Origin of the sequence: Ensifer sp. ENS09 (assembly GCF_014852425.1) — a bacterium.
Lineage (GTDB): Bacteria > Pseudomonadota > Alphaproteobacteria > Rhizobiales > Rhizobiaceae > Ensifer.
In genome coordinates, this window is sequence record NZ_JACVBP010000001.1 from 404,727 (window position 1) to 426,921 (window position 22,195).

The window sequence follows — 22,195 nt, forward strand, 5'->3', positions numbered from 1 at the left end:
CGTCACCTGGACGCGCAGATAGGCGGCGCGGTGATCTATATTTCATCTGAGGCGCCGCGCATATGTTGGGCGGCCTACTTCCGGGAGCGCCGCGCTGCCTCATAGGCAAGCCGCACCCAGCGAGCCATCTCGTCCGGATCGTCGAATGCGTCGTCCGGAATGCTCCAATAGGGCATCTTCACCGGCTTGCCCTTGCCGTCATAGGCCCATTGCCGCGAACCGGCCGCCTCAAGCGCCGGCGCTGTTTGCTCGTCGCCCTTGAGCAGGATTTCGCCGTCGACCTCAAGCGCGAAGATCACGCCTTGGCAATAGATGCCCTTTCCGCCGAACATCCGCTTGATGGTCACCGGCCCGAGGACTTCGAACATCTCTTCGATTGCGGCATTATCCACGCGTCTGTTCCTCCAAGATACCGCCAGCGGCGACGATCTGTTCCGGCGTATCGAGATCGAGGCGCGCCGCGGCACCGAGTTCGACATCGATGACCGGCAGGCCGCTCTTTTCGATGATGTGCCTTGCGCCAACGTCTCCGAGCAACTGCCGGATCGCCGAAAATGTCTGGCGCGGCAGGATCACCGGATTGCCGCGCTGCCCGCCGGCGGTCGCCCGGATGATCGAGCGGCCGCCCTCGGCGACGAAACGCTCGATGAGCCGCCGCAGGTCGTCGCCGGTAATCCCGGGCATGTCCGCCAACATGACCAGCATGCCGGCCGCCCGCGTCCCAATTGCCGAAAGCCCCGCCGTCAGCGAAGAGGCCATGCCCGAGATGTAGTCGGGGTTGGCGACGAACGTCACCGGCAGCCCTTGTAGCGCGTGGCGGATGTCGGCCTCGCGGTGGCCGGTCACAACGCTGACCCTGCCCGGCGCGGCCTTGAGCGCAGCTTCGACGCTGCGGCGCACGAGCGGCACGCCGTCGAAGGTGGCGAGAAGTTTGTGTCCGCCGTCCGCGCCCATCCGGCTGGCCCGGCCGGCGGCCAGAACGACGACAGAAACCAAGGGCAAAGACAACTCCGTTGCAGTATCGCGCGGCTGCGGCCGCGTCGGGATTTCGCTCAGGAGACCGCCGACCCCAAGGCCGGTAATGTCATCGAAGCTCGGCCACTCGCCGGCAAGGATACGGTCGAGGATCCAGTCGAAGCCGTTCTCGCGCGGACTGCGGGCGCAGCCGGGCGCACCGATCACCGGTGTCTCGCCGACCCGGCCGAGAACGAGAAGATTGCCGGGATCAACAGGCATTCCGACGTGATCGACCACGCCGCCGGCTCGCCGGATTGCCGCGGGAACGACGTCGTCGGGATCGGCAACCGCTGACGCGCCGAAGACGACAATCAGGTCGTGCGTTTCTCGCATTTCGGCGATCGCCGTCGCAACGGCGTACTCTCTGTGCGCGACGCGCCGTTCTGTGAGGAGTTCGCTTCCGGCCTGTCGCAACCGCGCCGCCAGGATGGCATGTGTCTTGTCCATCACCTGCGGCTTGAGGTTTGGCAACTCCGTTGCTATCAATGCCGTGCGCCGCGCCGCAAACGGCTTGAGCTCGAAGGGGCGATGGTCGCGCAGCAGCCTTTCCGCCTGCTCGACGAAGGCCCCGGCGACCGCAAGCGGGATGATCTTGATCGTCGCGACCATATCGCCGGGCTGCACCGGCACATGGTCGGCGAGACAGGCGAAAGTGATGGACGGATCTATGCGGTTCAACCGATCGACGATTTCGCGGCTCGCAACGAAGAGACCGGCGACCTCGGAATAGACATTGACGCGGCCGGTCGCAGCCCGCGAGAACCGGAGATGGTCGGGGGCGATGGCCGTGGCAATGCGCGTGGCCGCCTCGTCTTCCGGGAAATCGCCGGCATCAAGCCGCGCAACCACAACCGCATCGACGCCGGCGGCGATCAAAGCGGCGATGTCGGCGGCCGTGAGCCGATGCCCCTTCGGAAGCCTGAGGTCGCCGGCCTTCACCGCATGCGCGAGCATGGCGCCCTCTGCTTCCGCGACCTTGAGCGGCCCGAACCTCATGCTCCACTCCCCGCGGCGCCAACGTCACGCCGTCGCAGCGCCTCGATGATTTCGGCGAGGATCGCAACCGCGATTTCGGCCGGACTTGCCGCGCCGATATCGAGGCCGATCGGTGCACTGATGCGGGCCAGGTCGGCATCGGCGACCCCCGCATGCCGCAGCCTTTCGATCCGCGTGGCGTGGGTCTTGCGGCTGCCGAGCGCGCCGACATAGAAGCAACCGGCCGACAATGCCGCCCGGATCGGTCCGTCGTCGATCTTCGGGTCGTGCGTCACGGCGACAAGGGCTGTGAAGCGGTCGAGCGGTCTGAGTTTCAGGGCGTCCTCTGGCCATTCGGCGATGAGGTCGACACCGGCAAAACGTTCCGGCGTGGCGAAAGCCGTGCGCGGATCGATGATGGTCATGTCGAAACCGGCAACGGGCGCAAGCTGCGCCAGGGCCTGTGAAATGTGCACTGCGCCGATGACGAGGATGCGCGGCGGCGGCAGATAGGCATTGAGGAAGAAGGCACCCTGCCCGGTCTCGACGATGCCGGCCCGGCCGGATCGCAAGGCACGGGCAACGGCCTCGCGCCAGGGTTCGGGACAGTCGTCGCCTTCGAGGTGGACGCGGACGTCGCCGGCAAGGTCGCTGACGGTGACGGCGGCGCGGCGGGCCGCGCGCGCAAGGTTGAGTTTTTCCAGGATCGCCCGTTCCATTGTCAGCCGTTTACTCGCTCCAGCAGGATCCGGATCCTGCCGCCGCAGGAAAGACCGACGCGCCAGGCGGTCTCATCCGCGACGCCGAATTCGAGTATTTTCGCAGCACCCGAGACGATTACGTCGGTTGCCTCGGTGATGACGGCGCCCTCGACGCACCCACCCGAAACCGAGCCCTGAAAATTGCCGTCGCCATCGATCACCAGATGGCTGCCGACCGGCCGTGGTGCCGAGCCCCAGGTCTCGATCACCGTTGCGATCGCCACCCGGCGTCCCTCCTTCAGCCAGGCCTCGGCGATGTCGAGCGGATCGAGAACATTGACTGCCTGCCCCATGCTTGCCACCTCCCATCAGTGCCGTTCATCTTGGTTCGATGAACCGCCTCGGATCCGCCTGGCGGGAGCCCTGCCCGGAAAGCGCCTTCACCAGTTCGCCAATCGATTCAAGATTGTGCACGGCCCGGAATTCGTCAACATGCGGCAGCATCGCCCGCACACCGCGCGCGCGCGCTTCGAAGCCGTCGAAGCGCAGCAGCGGGTTGAGCCAGATCAGCCGCCGGCAGGATCGGTGCAGGCGATCGATCTCGATTTCGAGATCGGCCACGTCGTCGCGCTCCAGACCGTCGGTAATCAGAAGCACGATCGCACCCTGCCCGAGCACGCGCCGCGACCAGCGCCGGTTGAACTCGTGCAAGGTCTCGCCGATGCGCGTGCCGCCGGACCAGTCCTTGACCGCAGCGACGCAGTCATCGATCGCCGCGTCCGGATCGCGATTGCGCAATTGGCGCGAGACATTGGTCAGCCGGGTTCCGAAGAGGAAGGTATGCACACGCCGCCGCTCCTCGGTCAGCGCATGCAGAAAGTGCAGAAAGATGCGGGTGTACTGGCTCATCGAGCCGGAGATGTCGGCGAGCACGACGAGCGGCGGATGGACGACGCGCCGCTCCCGAAACCGCGGAAGGATCAGTTGGCCGCCAAAGCGCATGGCATCGCGCATGGTTGCGCGCGGGTCGATGCGGATCTGACGCTTCGAGGCGCGGAAGCGCCGCGTGACGACGCGGTCCATCGGCAGCGTCAGGGCCGAGAGCGCACGCTTGGCTTCGGCAAGCTCGGCAGCGTTCATCTGCGCGAAATCGGCACGGCGCAGAAGCTCGCGACCGGAGACCGTGAAACGGGCATCGACCTCGATCTCCGGCTCGTCGCGTGGCGGTCGATCAGCCTCGTGCCCGGAAAGCAGCGCGTCGCTGACGCGGGTTTCGCCTGCCCGGCGCTGTTGCCGTTCGCTCTCGCGTTCCGGCGCCAGCGGCGACATCATCGCGATCATCTTTTCGACGAGACCGCGCGACCGCCAGAATAGGCGAAACGCCTCGTCGAAGACCGGCTGGTCCTCGTGACGCTTGACGAAGACGCATTGCAGCGCGGCGTAGAACGCGTCCCGTCCGCCGATCCCGATCAACGCCACTGCATCGATGGCGTCGGCGATGGCGCCTGGCCCGATCTTGATGCCGGCGCGCCGGAGCGCGCGCGCGAAGAAGACGATATTGTCGGCAAGCCGTCCGTCGCCTACCGCGATTGGCGGGGGAACATCGTTCCTGTACTGCTCCCGCGCCTCCGTCATCAGTTTGCCGCCAGCAATTCCGCCTTGACCTCGGAGAGCAGCTTTCGCCCCTCTGCTCCCTCTATCCTGGCGATGTCGTCCTGGTATTTCAGCAGCGTTCCGAGCGTGTCGGCAATCGTCTCCGGATCGAGCGCCAGCCGGTCAAGCTCCGTCAGCGCCGTTGCCCAGTCGATGGTTTCGGCAACGCCCGGGTTCTTGAAGAGGTCGATCGTGCGCAGCCGCTGCACGTAGGCGATGACTTCGCGTGACAGGGTGGCGTTGCAGCCGGGAACCTTGCGGCGAATGATCTCCAGCTCCTGCGCCGCCTTGGGATAATCGACCCAATGATAGAGGCAGCGCCGCTTCAGCGCGTCATGGATCTCGCGGGTGCGATTGGTGGTGATGATGACGACAGGCGGTTCGTCCGCCCGGATCGTACCAAGTTCCGGAATCGTCACCTGGAAATCGGACAAAACTTCCAGCAGGAACGCCTCGAAGGCTTCATCTGTCCGGTCAAGCTCGTCGATCAGGAAAACGGGCGCACGTCCTCCGTTCGACGAAATCGCCTGCAAGACCGGGCGGCGGATCAGGAAACGTTCGGAGAATATGTCGCTTTCGACTCGCTTGCGATCGACCTTGCCGGATGCTTCCGACAGGCGGATTTCGAGCATCTGCGCTGGATAGTTCCATTCGTAGACGGCCGAGGCGACGTCGAGACCTTCATAGCATTGCAGCCGGATCAATGGCCGGTCGAGCGCCTTGGCCAGTACCTTGGCGATCTCGGTCTTGCCGACGCCGGCTTCGCCTTCGAGAAAAAGCGGGCGCTTCATCCTGAGCGCAAGAAACAGCACCGTCGCCAGCGCCGTGCCGGCGAGATAATCATGCGCCTCCAGCAATGCCATCGTCTCTTCGATGGACTGTGGCAGGCCCGTTGCCGCCTTTATCGCCATGTCTCCTCCACCACGGCCCGAATCGATCGCTGGAAGCTGGAAGGGGACAAGATCCACCGGCGAGCTCAACGACTTAGAGCGATCTTCTCATGTTGCGATGAGCAGTCGATCGCTGAATAAAAACTTATAGCGAGTGGTATCCGCGGTCCACATAAATGAGCGGCGGGCGGGACGACCCGATCGAGACGTCGACGACCTCGCCAAAGAGCACCAGATGCGTGGCGATCGTCTTCACCTCGACCAGACGGCAATCGAAAGCGGCGGTGGCGTTGACGAGGATCGGCGCACCGGTCGTAAGCCGCGTCCACTGTCCGAGCGCAAAGCGCAGATCCATGTCGAGCTGGTCGCGGCCGGAGAAACCATGGGCCAGCGCCCGGTGCTCGTCGCCGAGCAGGTTGAGCGCAAAGCTGTCGCTGCGGGTGAAGATCTCGTTGCGCGGATTGGCACCATTCAGGCAGACGAGAACCGTCGGCGGGCTATCGGAAACCGAGCAGGCCGCAGTCACGGTGACGCCGCGCCGCTCGCTGCCGTCAGCGGCGGTAATGATCTGCACGTGACCGGCCAGGCGGCTCATCGCGTCGCGATAACTGATAGGGTCCAGCCGGGTCTTCTCCAACACATCTTTCTCCGGGCGATGTCAGGCACATACATAGACGCTGTCAGAAAATATGAAACCCGCGGGAAGGAGATTCTTGCACATCTGCGACGTGGCCGTGACGCAGATTGAACCTTCTTCACCAGGAGCGACATCTTTTCCTTTGACGCCGCGGGGCACTTCCTTAAAACATGCAGCAACGACCGTGCCTCGCGTCAGACGCGAGCGGCAACGGAAGAGGAAGCTGTGGTGGCTCGCCGTAGGATTTTGCCCCGGATCGGTTCGGACGGGGAAGCTTGCGGCGGCGGAGTAAGTGAATGCGTCGATCCATTGTCACCAGCCTCATCCTTGCCGGACTGGTGCAGGCAACGCCGGCTTGGGCGGCCGGTATCAAGGTGGCGGTCGTGGCGCCGGTGGAAGGCCCGTTCGCGCCGCTCGGCAAGCAGATTATAGACGGCGCAGGCTTCAAGGCCGGTGATCGCGGCAGCGAGATCGTCGTCATTCCCGAGACCTGCGATACCGCCGGCAACGAGGCGCTGACCAAGGCATTGCTTGCGGCGGGTGCCGAGGCCGCCGTCGGCTTTCTCTGCACCGAAAGCCTGGATGCGACGCTTCCGGCCCTGACAGAAGCGGGCTTGCCGGCAATCACCCTGAGCGTGCGCTCCGATATCCTGATGGAAGACGCGCTCAAGAACAAATGGCCGCTCTTCCGCCTCGCGCCGAGCGGCAATGCCGAGGCCGTGGCCATCGTCGATGCCATCGTCAACCGCTGGAAGGACAAGCCCATCGCGCTCGTCGACGACGGTACGATCCACAGCCGGGAGCTGGTCGAGGCGGTGCGCGCAGCGCTTGCCGAAATCGGCATGACACCGGTCTTCAGCGACACCTACCGACCGGCGCAGGAGCAGCAGATCAACCTGGTGCGACGCCTGGTGAAAAGCGGCGCAACCCACGTCTTCACCGGCGGCGACCGGCAGGATACCGCCGTTATCGCCCGCGATGCCCTTGGCGAAGGCGCGAACCTCACCTTGCTTGGCGGCGATGCCTTGAACGCGGCCGATCTCACGGTTCCGCTTGCCGATGGCGTGCTTGCAGTAACGCTGCCGGATGCGGCGCAATCGCCGGAAGGCAAGCCCTTTGCCGACGAAATGCGCGCCGCCGGCATCGAGCCGGAAGGTTATGTGATGCCGGCCTTCGCGGTGATGGCGTTGCTGGAGGAAGCCAAGGATAGAGCAGCACAGGACGACAAGTCACTGATCGAAGCGATCGCAGGCAAGGGGCCCTACCCGACCGTTCTCGGCCTCACCGCCTTCAACGCTGCGCACGAGCGCGCCGACAATCCCTACCGTTTAATGCAGTGGCAAGGCGGCCATTTCGTGCCTGCGGCCGCTGAAGGAGCCACGCCATGATGCGTCCCGGGCCGCTGAACCTGATCACCGATGTCAAAGGTCTGACGGTCGGCAACGCCGAGGACCATCGCCTGAAATCGGGCGTCACCGCGATTGTCTGCGACCCGCCGGCAACGGCCGCTGTCCAGGTTCTGGGCGGTGCGCCAGGTACCCGGGAAACCGACCTTCTCGACCCGCACAACACGGTACAGACGGTCGATGCGCTCGTTCTTTCCGGCGGTTCGGCCTTCGGGCTTGACGCTGCGTCCGGTGCGCAGGCCGCCCTCAGGGAAATGGGCCGCGGCTTCGCCGTCGGCCCGCACCGGATCCCGATTGTCCCGACGGCGATCCTCTTCGACCTCATCAATGGTGGCGACAAGGATTGGGGCCGCTTTCCGCCCTACCGCGAACTCGGCTTCGAGGCCGTCGGGCGGGCTGGCGCGACATTTTCGACCGGTTCGGCAGGCGCCGGCACCGGTGCGCTGACCGCGGGCCTGAAGGGTGGGCTCGGTTCAGCGTCCACGGTTCTGCCGAACGGCGTCACCATCGGCGCGCTTGTCGCCGTCAATGCGCTCGGATCCGCTACAGTCGGCGACACCGGGCATTTCTGGTCCGCGCCCTTCGAACTGGATGACGAGTTCGGTGGGCTTGGCCTGCCCCACCCGATGCCGGCCGACGCGGCCGACATCCGCATTAAGTTCCGCGACCGCCAGGCGGCCGTCGCCAACACGACGATCGCGGTGATCGCGACGGATGCGGTGCTGACGAAGGCCGAAGCGAAGCGCCTGGCGATTGCCGCCCATGACGGCTTTGCCCGCGGGCTCTGGCCGGCGCACACGCCGCTCGACGGCGACCTGATCTTCGCGCTTGCGACCGGCGCCAGCGGTAAGACGCCGACAACAGAGGATTTCATCGATCTCGGCGCGGTTGCCGCCTCGACCATGGCGCGCGCGATCGCCCGCGGGGTCCACGACGCGACGCCGGCGGAAAACGATCTCATGCCCTGCTGGTCAGAGCGTCGCTGACGCAGCTTTGATCGCAGGCATGTTGTTTGCGGGGCTCGGCGGTGCTATTCCCGCGGAAAACACGCTGGAGTGCGCCATGACCCACCCTATCCGCATTGCCCCGTCGATCCTGGCGGCCGATTTCTCCAAGCTCGGCCAGGAGGTTCGCGATGTCGTCGATGCCGGCGCAGACTGGATCCATCTCGATGTCATGGACGGTCATTTCGTGCCGAACATCACCTTCGGCCCCGATGTCATCAAGTCGCTGCGCCGCTATACCGATGCGACGTTCGACTGCCACCTGATGATTTCGCCCGCCGACCCGTTTCTTGAAGCCTTCGCCAAGGCCGGCTGCGATATCCTGACGGTGCACGCCGAAGCCGGTCCGCACCTGCATCGCTCGCTGCAGACGGTCCGTTCGCTCGGCAAGAAGGCGGGCGTGTCGCTCAATCCGGCAACGCCCGAAAGCGCCATCGAATACGTGCTCGATGAGCTTGACCTGATCCTCGTCATGACCGTCAATCCGGGCTTCGGCGGGCAGAAGTTCATCGACGCCACCGCGGAAAAGATCCGTCGTATCAAGGCGATGATCGGCGATCGTCCGATCGAGATCGAAGTCGATGGCGGCATTGCGCCTGAAACGGCAGCCATTGCCACCGGCGCCGGTGCCAATGTTCTCGTTGCCGGCTCGGCGATCTTCAAGGGCGGCTCGGTCGAGGCCTATCGCTCGGCGATCGAAGCGATCCGTGCGCCGGCCGAGAAGGCCTATCGATGACAGCACGCGCGGCAATTTCCGGTCTTTGTTGCCTGGCTGCGGCCGCCGCTGCATCGCCGGCCCTTGCTGGCGACTATGCCGCACTGCAGCCGATCGGCTTCTCGGCCGACGGCAATGTCTTTGCCTTCGAGGAGTATGGCGTCCAGGACGGCTCCGGCTTTCCCTATTCGACCATCTATGTGATCGACACGCGCAATGACAGCTTCCTGCCGGGCGCGCCGGTGCGCGCCGTCAGCCGCGAAGACGGCAGCCCGCTGTCGAAGGCGCGCCATGAAGCCCGGCGTCGGGCAGCACCCTTGATCGATGCCTATCGCCTGGCCGATGCGCCCGGGCTGCTCGCGGCCTTCAACCCGATCACGGAAGCCAACGCCAAGCCGCTCTCGCTGACCTACGATGCCTTTGCAGCCGATCAAGCCTTCCGCGAGACCTATACGGTTACGCTCGAGGAAAAGACCTTCGAGCCGGACGGAATCTGCAAGGACTTCCTGAAGGAAACCAAAGGTTTCCGTCTGTCGATGACGATGAAGGCGGGCGCGCCGGCAAGCGACGTGCTTCAGGATGACAGTCGCATACCGGAAAGCCGCCGTTGCCCCACCGGCTATCAGGTCGGCGGCGCCATCACCCACCGCAACGACGACGGTTCGGAAACGCATGTGATCATGGTGCTCGTCAAGTCGCTCGGCTTTGAAGGCACGACGGACGGGCGCTGGATCGCGATCCCGACGCGGATCGCCAAATGAACGAGGCGGCCGCCAGCGTCGAAGCGAAAGCGGGGCGTGCGGCGGCCGGTGCCCGGAAACGGGCCCGCCTCGCCCGGTCCGTGCCGAGCCTTCCGCTATTGCTCTTCGGCGCGCCCTTGTGGAGCGCGTCGATGACGCTGTCGGCGTGGTTTGCGCTGTGGCTGCGGGAACGGGACGCGACCTTCCATCTGGCCGAACTGCTCTGGGTCTTCGGGGCCGGCGCTCTGTTTGCCTGGCCGCCGGCGCTGTTTCTCGCCCGCTTCGCGGCGATCGGACGCCGCGTGGAAACGCGCTTCGCTGCCTATCTCTTCTTCCTCTCGCTCGGCACGATCGGGATGACGGCACTGCTTTTCGCGCTCGACTACCGCGAATTCTATGCGCAGTGGCACGCCCCGATCGGAACCACGACGTGGCTCTTCCAGTTCGCCTTTACGACGCTGATCGCCTTCTACCAGTTTCTGGTCATGGGCCTTCGCCTCTATTTGCCCGTCGGCGGTGTTATACTGTTCGCCGTCTGCCTGTGGCTGGCAAGCGCACGCCATGAGCAACGGCGTTGAGCTTCGCGGCTATCTTTGCTAGAGCCACGGCCATCCCTCCACTGACGACGAAAGCTTAAGCCCATGATCCCCCGTTACTCCCGACCGGAAATGGTGGCCATCTGGTCGCCGGAAACGAAATTCCGCATCTGGTTCGAGATCGAGGCTCACGCCTGCGATGCGCTTGCCGAAATCGGCGTGATCCCGAAGGATGCCGCGCGCACGATCTGGGAAAAGGGCGGCGCTGCCACTTTCGACGTCGCTCGCATCGACGAGATCGAGGCCGTCACCAAGCATGACGTGATTGCGTTCCTGACGCATCTCGCCGAATTCGTCGGCCCCGACAGTCGCTTCATCCATCAGGGCATGACCTCGTCCGACGTGCTGGACACCTGCTTCAACGTCCAGCTGGTGCGCGCAACCGACCTGCTTCTCGCCGATCTCGACAAGCTGCTCGAAGCCTTGAAGCGCCGCGCCTTCGAGCACAAGGACACGGTGACGATCGGCCGTTCGCACGGCATCCACGCCGAGCCGACCACCTTCGGTGTCAAGCTGGCGCTCGCCTATGCCGAGTTCGACCGTTGCAAGCAGCGCCTGCTGGCCGCACGCGAAGAGGTCGCCACCTGCGCGATCTCGGGCGCCGTCGGCACCTTCGCCAACATCGACCCGCGCGTTGAAGAACACGTCGCCGAGGCGCTTGGCCTGAAGCCGGAACCGGTTTCGACCCAGGTCATCCCGCGCGACCGCCACGCCATGTACTTCGCAACCCTCGGCGTCATCGCTTCGTCGATCGAGCGCCTGGCGACGGAAGTCCGTCACCTGCAGCGCACCGAAGTGCTTGAAGCGGAGGAGTATTTCTCGCCGGGCCAGAAGGGCTCGTCGGCAATGCCGCACAAGCGTAACCCGGTCCTGACCGAAAACCTCACGGGCCTTGCCCGCATGGTTCGCGCCTTCTCGATCCCGGCGATGGAAAACGTTGCGCTCTGGCATGAGCGCGACATCTCGCACTCCTCGGTCGAGCGCATGATCGGCCCGGATGCGACGGTGACGCTCGACTTCGCGCTCGCTCGTCTGACCAGCGTGATCGACAAGCTGCTCGTCTACCCCGAGAACATGATCAACAACATGAACAAGTTCCGCGGGCTCGTGCATTCGCAGCGCGTGCTTTTGGCGCTGACGCAGGCGGGTGTGTCGCGTGAGGATGCCTATCGCCTCGTGCAGCGCAACGCCATGAAGGTCTGGGAACAGGGCAAGGACTTCCTTGAGGAACTGCTGGCCGATGCGGAAGTCCGCGCGGCGCTTTCCGAAGAGGACATCCGCGAGAAGTTTGATCTCGGCTACCACACCAAGCACGTCGACACGATCTTCAAGCGCGTCTTCGGCTAAGGGTCCGCGCTGAGCGGACGGCGGTAGGCCTTTGGTTTTGTTGCCATGCCCGCATTTGGAGCACATCGCTCGAATGCGGGCATTTGCGTTAGCAGGAAATTCACGCATTGCGTGCAAAGCTCAGGGTCTGTCAATCCAGGTTCTGAGGATCGCATGGCCTACAAGGACAGTGTCGAGCGGGCGACGCAGCGCACGCAAACGAAAATTACAGGTACGGTGACCGTCAAGTCCGGCTCCAGCAGCGGCATCGTCAAGGACCTCTCAGCCGAGGGCATCTGCTTTCAGCTGCTCTTCGACATCGGCGCCAAGACGGGACAGGAAGTGACGATCAGAAGCGAGGAGCTCGGCTTCCTGACCGGCATGGTCCGCTGGTATCGCGGTGACAAGATCGGCATCAAGCTCAACCTGTCGTCCAACACGGCGGCGCAGATCTCATCCTATTACAAGCACTTTCGCTAGGCCGGGCATCTCGGCAAGCACGCCAAAGGCGCCGCAAGTCGATCGACATGCGGCGCTTTTTCCGTTGAGCGGTTATCCTGCCTTCGGTTGTCAGCGATCAGTGTGACCGCGCGCGCGGACCGGGTTCCACCATCTTGCGATAGAGGTGCCAGGTGGCGTGTCCGAAGATCGGCATGATGACGGCGAGGCCGACGAAGACCGGGATCGAGCCGATGACCAGACCGGCAGCGATGATGAAACCCCAGACGGCGACGGGCACCGGGTTGACGAGCGTTGCGCGGATGGACGTCTCGACCGCCGACACGGCGCCGACGTCACGATCGATCAGCAACGGGAACGACACGACGGATGTTGACAGAACGATGACGGCGAAGACGAAGCCGACGGCGTTGCCGACGAGGATCAGGTTCCAGCCCTGGTCAGTGCCGACGATACCGTTCCAGAAGGCCGCGATCGAAACCGGTGGTTCTGCCCCGAAGATCTGCACATAGAGCGCCTGGGCGACCAGCAGCCAGATGATGAAGACAACGAACAGCATGGCGGCGACGGCCATGATCGACGGCAGCGCCGGAGAGCGGTGCAGGCGAAGCGCGTGTGGCCAAGAGTAGTCCATGCCGAGTTCTCGCCGTCGGCTGATCTCGTAAAGGCCGATCGCGGCGACCGGGCCGATCAGCGCGAAGCCGGAGACAAGAGGATAAAGCAGCGGCAGCATGTTGGCGCCGGCGCTCCAGGTGATCAGAACGACACCGGCTATCGGATAGATCAGGCAAAGAAAGACGTAGTGCGATGGTTTCTCGCGAAAATCGTCAAAGCCCAAGCGTAAGGCGTCGAATACATCCGCGACGCCGATCTTTTTTATTCCGGGATGGGCGACACTCGCGTCCGCTCCCGACAGGACATGGAATGTTGTCATGGCTCACACTCCTCAACGAACCAGAGCGGCCACGGAACAGAGATACGGCGAACCAAGCCGCACCATCCGCGACCGTCCGTTCGATTATACAGAAAATGCGACGGCTGTCGCCTGCCGCCTCTCGCCACGTTAAGCGGTCGTCAGGAGCGCGAAACATCGAGCCTGTCAGCCAGGCTCCCAAGGGCGACGTCCAGGCCGTGACGAACGGGTTGGGCCGCAGGCCTTGACTTCCGCGCCTTTCAGCGCCACATCGCGGCCACCATGAAAGTTTCCGACGCCCATATCCTCATCGTTCCAGGCTACACCAACTCCGGACCGGAGCACTGGCAGACGCGCTGGGAGCGCAAGATGTCGACCGCACGCCGCGTCGAACAGGCGGAGTGGGCAAAGCCTGTCCGCGACGATTGGGTGGCGCGCATGGTCGACGAGGTCAATGCTTCGGAAAAGCCTGTTGTCATCGTCGCCCATTCGCTGGGCGTTGCGACGGCCATCCATGCCCTGCCCCATTTCAAGAAGCCGATTGCCGGGGCTTTCCTGGTGGCCCCGCCCGATGTTGCCAACCCGGCGATCCGTCCGAAGCATCTGATGACCTTCGGCCCCTATCCGCGCGATCCGCTTCCCTTCCCGTCGTTGATGGTCGCCAGCCGCAACGATCCCTTCGGTTCCTACGAGCATGCGGACGACATCGCCAACGCCTGGGGTTCGCTGCTCGTCGATGCCGGAGAATCCGGCCACATCAACACCGAGTCCGGCCATGGGCCGTGGCCGGAGGGCACGATGGTGTTTGCCCAGTTCCTGAGCCGGCTTAAACCCTGACGCGCCGCGGCGGCCTATTGCGGCCATATTAATCCGACGTTCATTGTCCGCGGTCATCATCGCCGGCATGATGCGACTCGTCTCATGATGGAGCCGAGCGCTGTCGAACCTTGATCTGTGCCCGCATTGACCGGATCCTTCCGTTTGGTTGCCCGGCCGCAGATACTGGACATGGGAAGTGGCCGTAGACGAACGTCTCACCAAAGGTGCGCAAAACGCACCGGCGCATCCGGATGCTCTGACGCAGGCCACCCTGGAACGGTTGCCGGCAGGCGCCGTCATTGTCGATGCGCACGGACGGATACTGGCTGCCAACGCCCGCGCCTGCGACGTGTTCGGCCGCACGCTTTCACAGTTGCGACACGCCTTTCTGAGCGACTTCGTGGCGGACGAGGATCGGCCGCGTGTGCCGCCGCGCGCAACGTCGGCGGTCGCCGAGACGATCCATTTCCTCGGCTCCAGCCGCTCCGCGCCGATGCTCGTTGCCTGTTCGCCGGTGCTGTTTGGCGATGAAGCCGCCTCGCTGCTGCTGATGTTGCCGGCCGACGATTTCGTCAACGAGATCGCCGGGTTGCGCAACGACGAGACCCGCTGGAAATATGCCCTCGACGGCGCGCTTGAGGGCGTATGGGATCACGACTTCGAAACCGGAGACCTGTTTTATTCGGCCACCTGGAGGCGGCTTCGCGGCCTGCCCGAAGATGCCCAGGTCGACGGTACGCTCGAAAACTGGATCCAGAACGTTCACCCCGACGACCATGCGCATGTGCGTGCGGCCATCGAGCGGCAGGATTCCGGCGAAGCGATCTTCAACACCTTCGAGTATCGGGAGCGCCACGCCGACGGTCACTGGATCTGGATCGAAAGCCGCGGCGCCTCCGTTGCCTACTGGCCGGACGGCAGGCCGAGCCGCATCATCGGGACGGATACCGACATCACCGCCCGCAAGGAGGCCGAGGCGCGGCTAGAGGAAGTCTCCCGCCGCCTGAGGCTGGCGCTCGGCGTGTCGAAGATCGGCGTGTTCGATTTCAATCTCGATGTGCTGCGCGACGACTGGGACGAGCGCATGTTCGAGATCTATGGTCTCGACCCCGCTGATGGCGCGCCGACCTCGGAGGCCTGGGAAAACTGCCTGCACCCTGACGACCGCGACGCCGTCATTGCCAGAACCAATGAAGGCATCGCCTCGGGAAAGCCCTACGCCAACGCCTTCCGCATCATGCGTCCGGATGGGGCGGTCCGCCACATCCGTTCGAATGCGGCGACCTATGTCGATCATCTCGGCACACGCAAGCTTATCGGCGCCAACTGGGACGTCACGGAAGACATTGCGCTGCAGGAAGAGTTGCGCCAGGCGAAGGCATCGGCCGAAGCGCGCAACCGTGAACTCGAGCAGGCCCGGATCCGGATCGAGTACAACGCGCTGCACGACTACCTGACCGACCTGCCCAACCGTCGTTACCTGGATCAGATGCTGACGGAGAATGTCGCCGTCAACGCGATCCTGCATATCGATCTCGACCGCTTCAAGCAGATCAACGACACGCTCGGCCACCAGGCCGGCGACGCCATGCTGACGCATGCGGCCGCGATCCTGCGCGCGCACGCCCGCCACGACGATTTCATCGCCCGCATCGGCGGTGACGAGTTCGTCATCCTCTGCCGCCGCGACCGCGACCTGCCGCAACTGACCGAGCTTGCCGAGCGCATCGTCCATGCCTTCCGCCGCCCCATCCCCTATGACGGTCAACTCTGCCGCCTGGGTGCAAGCATCGGCATCGCTTTTAGAGGCGGCGAAGACTTCGAAGCCAAACAGCTGCTGATGAATGCCGACATCGCCCTCTATCGGGCAAAGAGCGTCGGACGTGATCGCGTCGAGGTGTTTTCCGAACTCATTCAAACCCAGATCCTCAATGCCAAGCGCATCGGTGACGACATTCGCCAGGCGATCGAGGAAGGGCAGTTCACGGTTTACTACCAACCCCAGTTCCATGCGCGCTCGCTGGAGATATCCGGCGTCGAGGCACTGGTGCGGTGGAACCACCCGGAGCGAGGCATTCTCGCCCCCTTCCATTTCCTGAAGGTGGCCGAGGAGATCAACGTCCTGCCGGCGATCGACAGGAAGGTGGTCGAGCTCGCCTTTCGCGACTTTCAGTCCTGGCAGAAGGAAGGGCTCGGGGTTCCCAAGATCTCGGTCAACATGTCGTCGCCGCGGCTGCGCGATCCGGGGTTGATCGCTGATCTGCGCGACATGCGGATCCCGCCAGGTATCCTTTCTTTCGAGCTGCTCGAGTCCATCTTCCTCGATGATCCGGAAGACGAAATCGCCGAAACCATTTCGGCGCTCGGCGACCTCGGCATCGAAATCGAAATCGACGATTTCGGCACCGGCCATGCTTCGATCATCGGCCTGCTCAACCTCAATCCGGCCCGGCTCAAGATCGACAGGGCGCTCGTCGGCCCGATGACCGAAAGCGCCAAGCAGGCAAAGCTGGTGCGGGCGATCATCGACATCGGCCACTCGCTCAACATCGCGGTCGTCGGTGAAGGCGTGGAGACCTGGGAGCATGCGGCGATGCTGCGGGATCTCGGCTGCGACGTGCTGCAGGGCTACGCGCTTGCGCGGCCGATGGACCGGCTGGAGCTGGAGCAGCGTTTGCGCCGCGGGTGGAAGCCGGTGTTCGGCGGTCCGGACAAATAAAAACCGCCCGGCCAGAAGGACGGGCGGCGCTTCAATCGATCTGGCAACAGCCTTTCGGCTTACTTGCTCTGCAGCTGCTGGACAGCTTCGCCGAGCAGTTCGAGCATCCGCACGCGGATCTGCTCCTCGCTCTGGGCAACGCCTGCCGCGTCGAAATCCGCCTTGATCTTGCGAACGACGTCTTCATGGCCGGCTTCTTCGAAATCGGCAGCCACCACTTCGCTGGCATAGGCGTCGGCGTCGGCCTTGCCGAGCAGGCCGGCGGCCCACAGGCCGAGCAGCTTGTTGCGACGCGCTTCAGCCTTGAACCTCAGCTCTTCGTCCATCGCAAACTTTGCTTCGAAGGCCTTTTCGCGATCCTGCATCGACGTCATCACTCAATCTCCCTGAGAATTCCATGTCTGAAATCAGTTTATCGCCATAAATCAAAACGCGGGTCAAACTGCAATGTGAACTTTTCCGGTTTGATGACTTTCATGTTACCCTTTGTGCGGTTCCTCAGATCGCATTTGATCAAGGATCAGGACATCGCCGCTTCGTGAGGCGGCAGCAACCTTGGCGCACTTTGAGAAGGCGCGCGGCGCCCCATGCAAATCAGGGGAACGGGCAGATACGCCGATTGTGAAATCGGTTCTTTTCGGCTATGGACCCCGAGAGATGTTCCACGCGCGTCCCGAGAGCGCCAACAACTACAGAGACAAAATCCATGAATCGTCGCCGCCGTATCTACGAGGGCAAGGCCAAGATCCTCTATGAGGGTCCAGAGCCGGGCACGCTCATCCAGTTCTTCAAGGACGACGCGACCGCCTTCAACAAGAAAAAGCACGACGTCATTGACGGCAAGGGTGTGCTGAACAACCGGATTTCCGAGTACATCTTCACGCACCTCAACAAGATCGGCATCCCCACGCACTTCATCCGCCGCCTCAACATGCGCGAGCAGTTGATCAAGGAAGTCGAGATCATCCCGCTTGAGATCGTCGTGCGCAACGTCGCCGCCGGCTCGCTGGCCAAGCGTCTGGGCATCGAGGAAGGCACGGTCCTCCCCCGCTCGATCATCGAGTTCTACTACAAGGCCGATGCGCTCGAAGACCCGATGGTCTCCGAAGAGCACATCACCGCGTTCGGCTGGGCAAGCCCGCAGGAACTCGACGACGTCATGGCGCTCGCCATCCGCATCAACGACTTCCTCACGGGCCTGTTCCTCGGCGTCGGCATCCAGCTCGTCGATTTCAAGATCGAGTGCGGCCGCCTGTTCGAAGGCGACATGATGCGCATCGTGCTTGCTGACGAGATCTCGCCGGACAGCTGCCGTCTCTGGGACATCGAGACCCGCGAGAAGCTCGACAAGGACCGTTTCCGCCGCGACCTCGGCGGCCTCGTCGAGGCCTATCAGGAAGTCGCCCGCCGTCTCGGCATCATGAATGAGAACGAACCCGTGCGCGGCACCGGTCCGGTTCTCGTGAAGTAACTTCGGGGAAAATCAAAGTGATCAAGGCACGTGTAACCGTGACGCTGAAGAACGGCGTTCTCGATCCGCAGGGCAAGGCAATCGAAGGCGCGCTCGGTGCGCTCGGCTTCGACGGCATCGGCCAGGTTCGCCAGGGCAAGGTCTTCGACCTGCAGATCGAATCCGCAGACAAGGCCAAGGCCGAGGAAGACCTCAAGGCCATGTGCGAAAAGCTGCTCGCCAACACGGTGATCGAGAACTACAGCATCTCCTTCGGCTGATCCTACAGGCGAAGGGGGCGTTCCGCGCCTTCGGGCGCGGAACCAGACGTTACGAAATGCCGGAGCAGCCGCTGGTCCCATGGGAAACGCCGCTGCCATCGTCGCAGCAGATGCCTGGCTCGTCGGAGTGCGGCATCAAGATTGATCTTGCCGTATCGGAGACAGAGATATGAAGTCAGCCGTCGTCCAGCTTCCGGGCCTCAACCGCGACCGCGACATGATCGCGGCCCTCACCAAGATCTCCGGCAAGGCGCCTGTCACCGTCTGGCAGACCGAAACCGATATTCCGGATGTCGATCTGATCGTCATTCCCGGCGGCTTCTCCTATGGCGATTACCTGCGCTGCGGCGCGATCGCTGCGCGCATGCCGGTCATGCAGGCGATCAAGGCCAAGGCGGAAAAGGGCGTCAAGGTTCTCGGCGTCTGCAACGGCTTCCAGATCCTCGTCGAGGCGGGGCTCCTGCCCGGCGCGCTGATGCGCAATGCCTCGCTGAAATTCGTCTGCCGCGAGATCAAGCTCGAAGTTGTCAACGCCGATACCGACTTCACCCGCGCCTACTCCAAGGGCCAGATCATCCGTTCGCCGGTCGCCCACCACGACGGCAACTACTTCGCCGATGCCGAGACGTTGAAGACGATCGAAGGCAATGGCCAGGTGGTGTTCCGTTATGCTGAAGGCACCAACCCGAACGGTTCGATGAACGATATCGCCGGCGTCATGAACGCTGAAGGTAACGTGCTCGGCATGATGCCGCATCCGGAAAACCTGATCGAAGCAGCCCACGGCGGTTCCGACGGTCGCGGCCTGTTTGCGTCTGCCCTCGAAGTAATCGCCGCTTAACCATCCGGCTGGTAGAAGGCATTCGACCCATCCCCATTTGCGAGCGAGACCGTCGATGCCTTCATTTGCCCCTGCACGCCTGACCGGCCTTGCCTGCACGGCCTTCGGTCTTGTGCTTCTGGCTTCGTGCCAGTCGCCGAAGCCGCCGGCACCAAGCCCGAACACGGCGGCGCTGCCGACCATGGAACGCGTGGCGCTCGGTGCCAGCAGCTGCTGGTTCAAGTCGGGTGACGCCGAATTCAAGTCCTATCGCCTGGCGCCCGAGCTCAACTCCTTCTCCGGCCGTCCGCGCATCCTGATTGTCCCGCGCAAGTCGCCCGAGGCACGCCCCCTCGCCGTCGTTCAGGCCGAGGGCAATCCGGCCCGCCTGCAGGCCTTCGGGCCGCTGATGAGCGAACCGACGGGAACGCGCATGGCCGCCGACATCAAGCGCTGGGCTGCTGGCGGACAGGGCTGCAAATAGCCCAAGCTGAACGTGTCGAATTGATCCAAGGGCCGGTTGACCTCAAGGTTGCCGGTCCCTTTGCATTTCGGACGGTCGTTCCGACCCGATCGGCTAGCGCCAGAACGGGACAGACGATTCCTGGCGCGCGTCTTTCTCGCAAACGCCGATATCCTTGAGCTGCCACTCACTCAATTCCCCGAGCGCCAGCCGGCCGCGCCGCTTTGCAGCCAGCGTGCAATAGAGTCTCCAAAGACGCGTCAGCAGGCTTTCGCGCTCTTCCGAATAGTCGCCACCCAGCAATGCGCCGGTGCAGCCTGCGGACTTCGCCTCCGAGCGGGACAAACAAATTGTATCGATTGTACTCATTGATAACCCCAATGCAGCGATTGCTATCGTTGTGTCGGTGATAATTGACATATTTCGCGCTGTAATCTAAAGAATTGTCACTATGACAAATTGGCTCCCGGACATTCAGCAAGGTCATGGCCCGCTCTACGCGCGGATCGCCGACCAGATCGAACAGGCAATTGGCAATGGCGCCCTGCCCGTCGGCGCCAAATTGCCACCGCAACGCAACCTCGCCTACGACATCGGGGTGACAATCGGCACGATCGGGCGCGCTTACAATATCGTCCGCGAGCGCGGGCTGGTGAGTGGCGAGGTCGGACGCGGCACCTATGTGCTCGACCATCCCGAAAGCCGGCCGCCGGAGCAATCGGATCCGCTGACGACGTCGCTTGCCGGCACCCGCCCCCTGGTCGCGCCCGTCGGCAAGCTCAGGTTCGACAGCACAGCGGCGCCGGACATCGGCCAGGGAACGGTGCTGAGCGAAGTGTTGGGTGAGATCAGCCACGAGCATCACGCCGACATCGCCAGCTACGCGCGGAACTTCCCGGATCATTGGTTCGAAGCCGGGTGCCAATGGCTGGCGCGCGGCAGTTTTCGTCCCAAGCCTGAAAACATCGTGCCGACGCTCGGCGCCCATGCGGCCGTCGTGGCGGTGATCGCGGCGGTGACCGCCCCCGGCGATCGCATCGCCTTCGAGACCCTCACCTATTCGCAGGTCAGCCGCAGCGCCGGCCTGATCGGTCGCCGCACGACGCTGGTCGAATCCGACGCCTTCGGCATGATCCCCGACGACTTCGAGCGCGTCTGTGCGCAGCAGCATCCCAAGCTCGCCTTCCTGATGCCGAGCGCGCAGAACCCGACGGTGGCCGTCATGCCGCTCGCCCGCCGCCAGGCGATCGCCGATATCGCCCGCAAATACGGTGTCTGGCTGGTCGAGGATGATCTCTATGGCGCCATGACCGGCGACCAGACGCCGCTGCTCGCCGAGCTTGCGCCCGAACGCACCTTCCTCGTCGGCGGTCTTTCGAAGTCCGTTGCCGCGGGTGTTCGCGGTGGTTGGGTCGCCTGCCCTCCGCATTTCGGCCAGCGCATCCGCATCGCCCACAAGATGGTTAGCGGCGGCCTGCCGTTCATCCTTGCGGAACTGTGCGCGCGCCTGGTGCTCTCCGGCTCGGCTGCGGCCTTGCGCAGCCAGGGCATCGAGGAGGTTCGTGCCCGTGAGGCCATGGCGCGCGAAGTCTTCGAGGGCATCGAGTTCGCCTCGCATCCCTGCATTCCGTTCCTCTGGATGAAGCTGCCGGACCCCTGGCTGTCCGGCACCTTCAAGCAAGCGGCGCTGCAGGAAGGGGTGCTCGTCGACGACGAGGACGAGTTCAAGGCCGGTCGCACCGATCGCGTCTTCCATCGGATCCGCATCGGCTTCTCCTCGCCACCCCAGCGCGCCGAAGTCAGGGCTGGCTTCCAGACACTGAAGCGGCTGCTCGACAGCGGCCGAGCCGGCTACGACAGTTTCGAGTGACGATCGAAATCCACGGCGTGACTTTCGCGCAAGCTTACGCAAGATACTATTTTAGCAGTATCGCGTAGATGATTCGCCCCCCTAAGGATTTCGCATGCCGCTACCGTTTCGCCCGGTCTCGTCCCGGCTGATCGCACCCCTCCTTTTCGTCACGACCACCTCCGTCATCGCCGCGCCGGCGCTGGCTCAGGACGGCGTCTTCGACGAAATGCGCTTCGGCGTGACGACATCGATCGCCAGCGGCGGCAAGCAGGAAGACGGCGTGTTTCCGTCGTTCACGCTCTACTTCGATCCGTTCAATGCGGATGGCGCGGCAGATTTCGGCGAGAAGCTGTTGCGGCCGCGTGTCTATACCGGTGCAGCCGTGGCCACCGCGTCGAACGGCGTCAACCAGGCCTATGCCGGCTTGAGCTGGACCTTCGACATGACGCAGCGGCTCTTCGTGGAGTTCGGCGCGGGCGGCACGGTTCACGACGGCGATCTCGACGATCCCAACGGTTCCGGTCCGCAACTCGGCTGCCGCTTCCTCTTCCGCGAATACGCCGCCGCCGGCGTGCGCCTCGACGAACACTGGAACGTCTCGGCGACCGTGGAGCATGCGTCGCATGCCAATCTCTGCGACGGTCCCAACAACGGCCTGACACGCGCCGGCCTTGCGCTCGGCTACAAGTTCTGACGCTGACCGCCGTATTGGCCTCTGCAATGCCTTGTACGGCCGTCAACCGCTGTTGATCGCCCGTA

Annotated in this window: 24 protein-coding genes and 1 pseudogene; 15 read left to right on the forward strand and 10 right to left on the reverse strand. The window is 63.7% G+C overall.

Translation table 11 applies throughout. From position 1 onward, the window contains the following. Positions 1-74 precede the first annotated feature (74 nt). The 7 genes and pseudogenes from IB267_RS02050 to IB267_RS02080 all read right to left on the reverse strand — a co-directional run bounded on the left by IB267_RS02050 (position 75) and on the right by IB267_RS02080 (position 5,908). Positions 75-392, reverse strand: a complete 318-nt coding sequence (locus tag IB267_RS02050) for a TfoX/Sxy family protein (protein WP_192446200.1) — start codon at positions 390-392, stop codon at positions 75-77. Next, on the reverse strand, positions 385-2,013 hold the full coding sequence (locus IB267_RS02055; RefSeq protein WP_192446201.1) for an NTP transferase domain-containing protein: 1,629 nt from the start codon (positions 2,011-2,013) through the stop codon (positions 385-387). Before IB267_RS02055 ends, IB267_RS02050 begins: the two co-directional genes overlap by 8 nt. Continuing rightward, positions 2,010-2,711 carry an XdhC family protein gene (locus IB267_RS02060; RefSeq protein WP_192446202.1) on the reverse strand — a complete coding sequence of 234 codons (702 nt, stop codon included), beginning with the start codon at positions 2,709-2,711 and terminating at the stop codon, positions 2,010-2,012. The genes IB267_RS02055 and IB267_RS02060 overlap by 4 nt, the downstream gene beginning before the upstream one ends. 2 nt (positions 2,712-2,713) lie before the next feature. Continuing rightward, positions 2,714-3,046, reverse strand: coding sequence for an XdhC family protein (locus IB267_RS02065; RefSeq protein ID WP_192446203.1), 333 nt, complete (start codon positions 3,044-3,046; stop codon positions 2,714-2,716). Positions 3,047-3,071: 25 nt separating this feature from the next. After that, the gene (locus IB267_RS02070; protein WP_192446204.1) at positions 3,072-4,328 is read right to left on the reverse strand and encodes a VWA domain-containing protein; all 1,257 of its coding nucleotides are present in this window, start codon (positions 4,326-4,328) and stop codon (positions 3,072-3,074) included. After that, complete coding sequence (locus IB267_RS02075) at positions 4,328-5,257, reverse strand: MoxR family ATPase (RefSeq protein WP_192446205.1); 930 nt, start codon at positions 5,255-5,257, stop codon at positions 4,328-4,330. The genes IB267_RS02070 and IB267_RS02075 overlap by 1 nt, the downstream gene beginning before the upstream one ends. 124 nt (positions 5,258-5,381) lie before the next feature. After that, positions 5,382-5,908 (reverse strand): annotated as a pseudogene (locus IB267_RS02080) (flavin reductase family protein). Between the two features lie 261 nt (positions 5,909-6,169). On the opposite strand from IB267_RS02080, the gene IB267_RS02085 reads away from it, so the two are divergent. From IB267_RS02085 to IB267_RS02115, 7 genes are all read left to right on the forward strand, one after another. Beyond that, positions 6,170-7,261 (forward strand): branched-chain amino acid ABC transporter substrate-binding protein, encoded by a 1,092-nt coding sequence (locus tag IB267_RS02085; protein ID WP_192446206.1) that lies wholly within the window; start codon positions 6,170-6,172, stop codon positions 7,259-7,261. Then, positions 7,258-8,265 carry a P1 family peptidase gene (locus IB267_RS02090; RefSeq protein WP_192446207.1) on the forward strand — a complete coding sequence of 336 codons (1,008 nt, stop codon included), beginning with the start codon at positions 7,258-7,260 and terminating at the stop codon, positions 8,263-8,265. Before IB267_RS02085 ends, IB267_RS02090 begins: the two co-directional genes overlap by 4 nt. A 76-nt stretch (positions 8,266-8,341) precedes the next feature. Beyond that, positions 8,342-9,019, forward strand: a complete 678-nt coding sequence (gene rpe, locus IB267_RS02095; protein WP_043614490.1) for a ribulose-phosphate 3-epimerase — start codon at positions 8,342-8,344, stop codon at positions 9,017-9,019. Continuing rightward, positions 9,016-9,759: a DUF2259 domain-containing protein gene (locus IB267_RS02100; protein WP_192446208.1), complete on the forward strand. Its 744-nt coding sequence runs from the start codon at positions 9,016-9,018 to the stop codon at positions 9,757-9,759. The genes rpe and IB267_RS02100 overlap by 4 nt, the downstream gene beginning before the upstream one ends. Further along, positions 9,756-10,316 carry a hypothetical protein gene (locus tag IB267_RS02105; protein ID WP_192446209.1) on the forward strand — a complete coding sequence of 187 codons (561 nt, stop codon included), beginning with the start codon at positions 9,756-9,758 and terminating at the stop codon, positions 10,314-10,316. Before IB267_RS02100 ends, IB267_RS02105 begins: the two co-directional genes overlap by 4 nt. 63 nt (positions 10,317-10,379) lie before the next feature. Continuing rightward, a complete protein-coding gene (gene purB, locus IB267_RS02110) occupies positions 10,380-11,681 on the forward strand; it encodes an adenylosuccinate lyase (protein WP_060585098.1) in 1,302 nt (433 codons plus the stop codon). Positions 11,682-11,834: 153 nt separating this feature from the next. Next, positions 11,835-12,140 carry a PilZ domain-containing protein gene (locus IB267_RS02115; RefSeq protein WP_034794416.1) on the forward strand — a complete coding sequence of 102 codons (306 nt, stop codon included), beginning with the start codon at positions 11,835-11,837 and terminating at the stop codon, positions 12,138-12,140. A gap of 97 nt (positions 12,141-12,237) precedes the next feature. Here IB267_RS02115 and IB267_RS02120 read toward each other — a convergent pair whose 3' ends face one another. Then, a complete protein-coding gene (locus IB267_RS02120; protein WP_192446210.1) occupies positions 12,238-13,053 on the reverse strand; it encodes a DUF2189 domain-containing protein in 816 nt (271 codons plus the stop codon). Positions 13,054-13,314: 261 nt separating this feature from the next. Here IB267_RS02120 and IB267_RS02125 point away from each other — a divergent pair, with 261 nt between their 5' ends. After that, positions 13,315-13,869, forward strand: coding sequence for an alpha/beta hydrolase (locus IB267_RS02125; protein WP_043614501.1), 555 nt, complete (start codon positions 13,315-13,317; stop codon positions 13,867-13,869). Positions 13,870-14,047: 178 nt separating this feature from the next. Further along, on the forward strand, positions 14,048-16,570 hold the full coding sequence (locus IB267_RS02130) for an EAL domain-containing protein (protein WP_192446211.1): 2,523 nt from the start codon (positions 14,048-14,050) through the stop codon (positions 16,568-16,570). Between the two features lie 59 nt (positions 16,571-16,629). Here IB267_RS02130 and IB267_RS02135 read toward each other — a convergent pair whose 3' ends face one another. Next, on the reverse strand, positions 16,630-16,944 hold the full coding sequence (locus tag IB267_RS02135; protein WP_043614504.1) for an ATPase inhibitor subunit zeta: 315 nt from the start codon (positions 16,942-16,944) through the stop codon (positions 16,630-16,632). Between the two features lie 332 nt (positions 16,945-17,276). On the opposite strand from IB267_RS02135, the gene purC reads away from it, so the two are divergent. The 4 genes from purC (at position 17,277) to IB267_RS02155 (ending at position 19,605) form a co-directional block, all read left to right on the forward strand. Next, the gene (purC, locus tag IB267_RS02140; RefSeq protein WP_043614507.1) at positions 17,277-18,041 is read left to right on the forward strand and encodes a phosphoribosylaminoimidazolesuccinocarboxamide synthase; all 765 of its coding nucleotides are present in this window, start codon (positions 17,277-17,279) and stop codon (positions 18,039-18,041) included. 17 nt (positions 18,042-18,058) lie between these two features. Further along, positions 18,059-18,301 carry a phosphoribosylformylglycinamidine synthase subunit PurS gene (purS, locus tag IB267_RS02145; protein ID WP_192446212.1) on the forward strand — a complete coding sequence of 81 codons (243 nt, stop codon included), beginning with the start codon at positions 18,059-18,061 and terminating at the stop codon, positions 18,299-18,301. A gap of 169 nt (positions 18,302-18,470) precedes the next feature. Then, positions 18,471-19,142 (forward strand): phosphoribosylformylglycinamidine synthase subunit PurQ, encoded by a 672-nt coding sequence (gene purQ / locus IB267_RS02150; RefSeq protein WP_043614510.1) that lies wholly within the window; start codon positions 18,471-18,473, stop codon positions 19,140-19,142. A gap of 55 nt (positions 19,143-19,197) precedes the next feature. Further along, entirely contained in the window at positions 19,198-19,605 is a 408-nt protein-coding gene (locus IB267_RS02155; protein WP_192446213.1) for a hypothetical protein, read from the forward strand. Positions 19,606-19,698: 93 nt separating this feature from the next. On the opposite strand, the gene IB267_RS33195 is transcribed toward IB267_RS02155, so the two are convergent. Beyond that, positions 19,699-19,953, reverse strand: coding sequence for a DUF1127 domain-containing protein (locus tag IB267_RS33195; RefSeq protein WP_246810533.1), 255 nt, complete (start codon positions 19,951-19,953; stop codon positions 19,699-19,701). An 82-nt stretch (positions 19,954-20,035) separates the two neighbouring features. On the opposite strand from IB267_RS33195, the gene IB267_RS02165 reads away from it, so the two are divergent. Then, complete coding sequence (locus tag IB267_RS02165; RefSeq protein ID WP_192446214.1) at positions 20,036-21,454, forward strand: PLP-dependent aminotransferase family protein; 1,419 nt, start codon at positions 20,036-20,038, stop codon at positions 21,452-21,454. 94 nt (positions 21,455-21,548) lie between these two features. Then, the gene (locus IB267_RS02170; RefSeq protein ID WP_043614521.1) at positions 21,549-22,130 is read left to right on the forward strand and encodes an acyloxyacyl hydrolase; all 582 of its coding nucleotides are present in this window, start codon (positions 21,549-21,551) and stop codon (positions 22,128-22,130) included. The last annotated feature ends 65 nt before the right edge of the window (positions 22,131-22,195 follow it).